At 69.0% G+C, this 5,216-nt stretch carries 7 protein-coding genes; 2 read left to right on the top strand and 5 right to left on the bottom strand.

What is annotated here, in order from left to right:
* The 5 genes from rplB to rpsJ form a co-directional block, all read right to left on the bottom strand.
* Positions 1-556: 50S ribosomal protein L2 (rplB, locus tag RMO85_RS02855; protein WP_310526350.1), on the bottom strand; the 556-nt coding region annotated here is incomplete at its 3' end.
* 24 nt (positions 557-580) lie between these two features.
* Positions 581-886, bottom strand: coding sequence for a 50S ribosomal protein L23 (gene rplW / locus RMO85_RS02860; RefSeq protein ID WP_010831710.1), 306 nt, complete (start codon positions 884-886; stop codon positions 581-583).
* Positions 883-1,800 (bottom strand): 50S ribosomal protein L4, encoded by a 918-nt coding sequence (gene rplD, locus RMO85_RS19610; protein ID WP_397202948.1) that lies wholly within the window; start codon positions 1,798-1,800, stop codon positions 883-885. The genes rplW and rplD overlap by 4 nt, the downstream gene beginning before the upstream one ends.
* A 2-nt stretch (positions 1,801-1,802) precedes the next feature.
* The gene (gene rplC, locus RMO85_RS02870) at positions 1,803-2,465 is read right to left on the bottom strand and encodes a 50S ribosomal protein L3 (RefSeq protein ID WP_310526351.1); all 663 of its coding nucleotides are present in this window, start codon (positions 2,463-2,465) and stop codon (positions 1,803-1,805) included.
* Between the two features lie 8 nt (positions 2,466-2,473).
* Positions 2,474-2,782 carry a 30S ribosomal protein S10 gene (rpsJ, locus tag RMO85_RS02875; RefSeq protein ID WP_310526352.1) on the bottom strand — a complete coding sequence of 103 codons (309 nt, stop codon included), beginning with the start codon at positions 2,780-2,782 and terminating at the stop codon, positions 2,474-2,476.
* Between the two features lie 555 nt (positions 2,783-3,337).
* On the opposite strand from rpsJ, the gene RMO85_RS02880 reads away from it, so the two are divergent.
* On the top strand, positions 3,338-4,456 hold the full coding sequence (locus RMO85_RS02880; protein WP_310526353.1) for a hypothetical protein: 1,119 nt from the start codon (positions 3,338-3,340) through the stop codon (positions 4,454-4,456).
* 29 nt (positions 4,457-4,485) lie between these two features.
* Positions 4,486-5,067, top strand: a complete 582-nt coding sequence (locus RMO85_RS02885) for a DUF4129 domain-containing protein (RefSeq protein ID WP_310526354.1) — start codon at positions 4,486-4,488, stop codon at positions 5,065-5,067.
* The last annotated feature ends 149 nt before the right edge of the window (positions 5,068-5,216 follow it).

A 5,216-nucleotide genomic window follows, 5' to 3' on the forward strand; every position in this document is an offset into this window, starting at 1 on the left:
CCACGAACCGCATTTCGCCCGAGGGCAGGCGGAGCGTGGCGCGGCTGCCCTCGCGGGCCACCAGTTGGGCGGAGTTGCCGGCCGAGCGGGCGATCTTGGCGCCGCCGCCCGGACGAAGCTCCACACAGTGGATGGTGGTACCGACCGGGATGTTGCGCAGCGGCAGGTTGTTGCCGGGCTTGATGTCGGCGTTGGGGCCGGACTCGACGGGCGTGCCCTGCTCGAGGCCCTTGGGCGCCACGATGTAGCGCTTCTCGCCGTCGATGTAGTGCAGCAGCGCGATGCGCGCAGTGCGGTTGGGGTCGTACTCGATGTGAGCGACCTTGGCCGGAACGCCGTCCTTGTCGTAGCGACGGAAGTCGATGATGCGGTAGGCGCGCTTGTGACCGCCACCCTGGTGTCGGGTGGTGATCCGGCCCTGGTTGTTGCGGCCGCCCTTCTTGGGAAGGGGACGCGTCAGCGACTTCTCGGGCGTGGTCCGAGTGATCTCGACGAAGTCGGCCACCGAGGAGCCACGACGGCCCGGGGTGGTCGGCTTGTACTTGCGGATAGCCATATCAGTTCCTATTCAGCAGTCCGGTCAGGAGACCGGACCTCCGAAGATGTCGATGCGGTGACCCTCAGCGAGGCTGACGATGGCGCGCTTGGTGTTGGCACGCTTGCCGAGGCCGGTGCGCGTACGACGCGTCTTGCCCTGGCGGTTGATCGTGTTGACCGAGGTCACCTTGACGTTGAAGACCTTCTCGACCGCGATCTTGATCTCGGTCTTGTTGGCGTCAGGGCGCACGATGAACGTGTACTTGTTGGCGTCGAGGAGGCTGTAGCTCTTCTCGGAGACGACCGGCGCGATCAGGATGTCGCGGTGGTCCTTGTGCAGGGTGCTCACTTGTCGTCCTCCTTGGCAGCGCCACCGGCACGCGTGAAGCCAGCGGCCTCGGCGTCCTCGGCACTCTTGAACCAGAACTCGGCGTCGGTGGCGTCGTACCACTGGCCGTCGGGCTCGTGGTAGAGGCCCGAGTCGGCGTTGCCCTTCACGTCGTAGCCCTTGGGGGCCTTGCCGCTCTTGAGGGGCGCCTTGGCGCCCTGTGGCAGGGCCGAGGCCTCGTCGGCAGGCGCCTCGGACACGTCCGCGAACGCCTTGACCTCGGTCACGTCGTCGTCGGCCGGGGCCTCGGCGACGCCCTTGCGGGCACTGGCCTTGGCAGCGGTGCCGCTCACGAAGGCCTCGTAGGAGCCCGTCGTGAACACGACGTCGTCGCTGGCGAGCACGTCGTAGGTGTTGAGCTGGTCAACAGCCACGATGTGCACCTGCGGCGCGTTGCGCAGCGAGAGCCAGGTGACGGAGTCGCTGCGCTCGAGGACCACCAGGAAGCGGACCCGGTCGCTGAGGCTCATCAGCGCGGCCAGGGCCGTCTTGGTGGAGGGCTTGTCGGCAGAGATCAGGCCGTCGACGACGTGGATGCGATCGTTGCGGGCCCGGTCGGAGAGGGCGCCGCGCAGGGCGGCAGCCTTCATCTTCTTGGGGGTCCGCTCGCTGTAGTCGCGCGGCTTGGGGCCGTGCACGATGCCACCGCCGGTGAACTGCGGCGCGCGGGTCGAGCCCTGACGGGCGCGGCCGGTGCCCTTCTGCTTGTGGGGCTTGCGTCCACCACCGCGGACCTCGCCGCGACGCTTGGTGGAGTGCGTGCCCTGGCGAGCAGCGGCCTGCTGCGCGACGACGACCTGGTGGATCAACGGGACGTTGACCTCGACGTCGAAGATCGCGGCCGGGAAGTCAACCTTGACAGTCTTGGTAGCCATGCTCAGGCCTCCTGCGTCTTCTTGGCGGCCGAGCGCAGGACCACGAGACCACCCTTGGGGCCGGGAACGGCGCCCTTGAGCATGATCAGGCCCTTCTCGGCGTCGATGGCGTGCACCGTGATGTTCTGCGTGGTGACCGTGTCGCTACCCATGCGCCCGGCCATGCGCGTGCCCTTGAAGACACGACCCGGCGTGGCGCAGGCACCGATGGAGCCAGGCTTGCGGTGGTTGCGGTGGGCACCGTGCGAGGCGCCGACACCGTGGAAGCCGTGACGCTTCATGACACCCGCGAAGCCCTTGCCCTTGCTGGTGCCGGTCACGTCGATCTCATCACCGGCGGCGAACAGCTCGGGGCTGAGCTCCTGACCGATGGTGTAGGACGCGGCGTCGGCGGTGCGGATCTCCACCAGGTGGCGACGCGGGGTCACACCTGCCTTGGCGAAGTGTCCGGCGTCGGGCTGGTTGACCTTGCGCGCCTCGATCTCGCCGTAGCCGACCTGGATGGCGTTGTAGCCATCGATCTCGGGCTGGCGGATCTGGGTCACGACGTTGGTCGCAGCTGCGATCACGGTGACGGGGACGACGAGGTTGTTCTCGTCCCAGAACTGGGTCATGCCGAGCTTGGTGCCCAGCAGGCCCTTCACATTACGTTCCAGAGTGCTCATATCAGACCTCAGAGCTTGATCTCGATGTCGACGCCGGCAGGCAGGTCGAGGCGCATCAGCGAGTCGACGGTCTTCGGCGTGGGATCAAGAATGTCGATCAGTCGCTTGTGGGTGCGCATCTCGAAGTGCTCGCGCGAATCCTTGTACTTGTGGGGCGAGCGGATGACGCAGAACACGTTCTTCTCGGTCGGCAGCGGCACGGGGCCGGCGACCTTGGCACCCGTGCGGGTGACGGTGTCCACGATCTTGCGCGCCGAGGTGTCGATCACCTCGTGGTCATAGGCCTTGAGCCTGATGCGGATCTTCTGTCCCGCCATAGGTCTCTCTCGTCCTTATCGATCTCGTACGCCCCGTGGGGGTCGTACCGCGTTTCGGTCTGGTTCACGACACGTCCTCGGGTGAGTCCGTACCGCCCGTGCATCCGCCTCCCACCACCGACCCCCGAGGTCGGGCGTGTCGCGCTGTTTCCGCGATACGGGACCTGGATCTCGATGTGTTGTGTGGGGGGCACCCGACGGGTTCGTCGGGCTGATCGGGTCTCCTACTCGTCCAACTGGTGAGGTGCGGTGCACACGACGAACTCAATCGATCTTCGGAGACGCGATTCAGAAGTCAAGTGCTGCCACACTCCGCCAGCCACGTGTAAGCGACTCGCCGGAGCAACCGGACTATCTTGGCAGACATCAGGGCACGCGCCAAATCGGAATGGCTGGGCCCGGATTCGCCCTCCGGTGAGCGTAGGAATCGACCGCCCGACCAGGCTGATTCTCCCGGTGTGGTGACCGTGCGGCGCGCGATCGCCTCGCCTCCCCCGGACCGTCGCCGGGCGACCTGACAAGATTGCGCCCACGTCAGCAACCAAGGGGGAAGCCATGTCGGAGCAGTACCCGCCACCGCCCGGGTGGTCACCGCCGACTCGCCCTCCTGCGACCCAGCCCTACGCCGCTGCGCCGGCGGCCCACCCCCAGCAACGGCCCCGGCAACAGCCCCCGGCTGCGGCCCACAAGCCGGGAGCGATCCCGCTGCGCCCGCTGACCCTTGGCGACATGTACGACGCGGCCTTCAAGATCATCCGCTTCAACCCCCGGGCGACCGTCGGCTCCGCGGTGCTCGTCGCCGCGATCGCGATGGCGATCCCGGTGCTGGCGACCGCGGCGCTGGGCGCGGCACTCGACCTGTCGCTGGCCACCGAGCTGACGAGCGGCTCGGGAGGCGAGAGCGTGACCACGTCGGTCGACGGCGCGGACATCGCCGGCATCGTCGGCGTCTTCGGCTCGTTGGCGCTCGGCAGCGTGCTGCAGGGCATCGGGCTGATCCTGGTCGGCGGGATGATCGCCCACGTCGTCGCGGCCGCCTCGATCGGACAGAAGCTGTCGCTGGGCCAGGCCTGGGCGGCGACCCGCGGCAAGCGGTGGCGGCTGATAGGCCTCACCTTCCTGCTCGGGCTCACCACGGCTGTGCTCCTGGTGCTCTACGCCCTGAGCTGGGTCGTCGTGGTGATGACGACCAGCGGCTGGCAGGTCCCGGTGGTGTACGGCCTGATCAGCGTGCCGCTGTTCGCCGCGTTCTTCGTCTGGTTCTGGGTGCGCGTCTACTACCTGCCGGTGCCCGCGCTGATGCTCGAGCCGATCGGCGTGTTCGGCGCCCTCGGACGCGCCTTCCACCTCACCCGCACGGCGTTCTGGCGAACCTTCGGCATCGCCCTGCTCACCTTCGTCGTCGCCCAGATCGCCGGCTCGATGCTGTCCCTGCCGATCAGCTTCGTGAGCCAGGCTGTGCTCCTGGGTGGCGTGCCGGGGGAGGCCGGCGTCTTCGTCCTGGTCATGGGGCAGGCGATCGCCTCGGTGGTCACGGCCGCGTTCGTGGCGCCCTTCACCACGTCGGTCGCGACGCTGCAGTACGTCGACCTGCGGATGCGCGCCGAGGCGTTCGACGTGGTCCTGATGCAGCGGGCCGGACTCACCACCTCGGGTGGGAACCCTCGCCCGTGAGGTGGGGGCCGCTGCCCGATCCGCCCCTCGTGCCGACGCCGGAACAGGGGCGCGAGCTGCTGCGCCGTGAGCTGCTCGACCCGGCCTACCACCAGGACGACGTGATGCAGCGGCTGCTGGACTGGCTGCGCCGGTGGGTCCTCGACGTCCTCGATGCAGCCTCCAACGCTCCTCCCCTCTCGGCCTTCGCGGCGATGGCGATCGGCCTGCTGCTCGTGCTCGCGCTGATGTGGCTGGCCACGCGCGCCCGCACCGCGCCGCACCGCCGAGCCGGCGCCGACTCGGTCCTGCTGGACGCCTCGGTGAGCGCCTCGCAGTGGCGTGCTCGCGCGGAGCGGGCGCTGACCGAGGGGCGCCACTCCGACGCGCTCATCGACGGCTTCCGCGCGCTGGTCGCCCGCCAGGTCGAACGCGGACGCCTGGACTTGGTACCCGCGCCCACGGCCCGCGAGGTGACGCACGCGCTGCGGTCGGCCTACCCCGACCAGGCGGCAGAGATGTCGGAGGGCGCCCGGCTCTTCGAGCTGGTGCTGTACGGCGACCGCCGGGCCACGCCCGAACAGGCCGCGTTCGTGCTGGCCCTGGACGACGAGCTGGCGGTGGCCCGATGAGCGACTGGCTCCGGCGCAACCGCTCGCTGCTGGTCATCGGCCTGGGGACCCTGGCGGCCCTGGTCGTCGCCGTCATCTTCGCCGGCGGACCGCGGACCGGCGCCGACCACGACCCGGAGAACCCCGGCGCCCGCGGCGCCCGCGCGTTG

Origin of the sequence: Nocardioides sp., from assembly GCF_031422975.1 — a bacterium.
Classification (GTDB): domain Bacteria; phylum Actinomycetota; class Actinomycetes; order Propionibacteriales; family Nocardioidaceae; genus Nocardioides.

Bases quoted from the DNA above. Each gene is read 5' to 3' on its own strand.
- rplD (WP_397202948.1), bottom strand. From the start codon at position 1,800: ATGGCTACCAAGACTGTCAAGGTTGACTTCCCGGCCGCGATCTTCGAC.
- rplC (WP_310526351.1), bottom strand. From the start codon at position 2,465: ATGAGCACTCTGGAACGTAATGTGAAGGGCCTGCTGGGCACCAAGCTC.
- rpsJ (WP_310526352.1), bottom strand. From the start codon at position 2,782: ATGGCGGGACAGAAGATCCGCATCAGGCTCAAGGCCTATGACCACGAG.
- RMO85_RS02880 (WP_310526353.1), top strand. From the start codon at position 3,338: ATGTCGGAGCAGTACCCGCCACCGCCCGGGTGGTCACCGCCGACTCGC.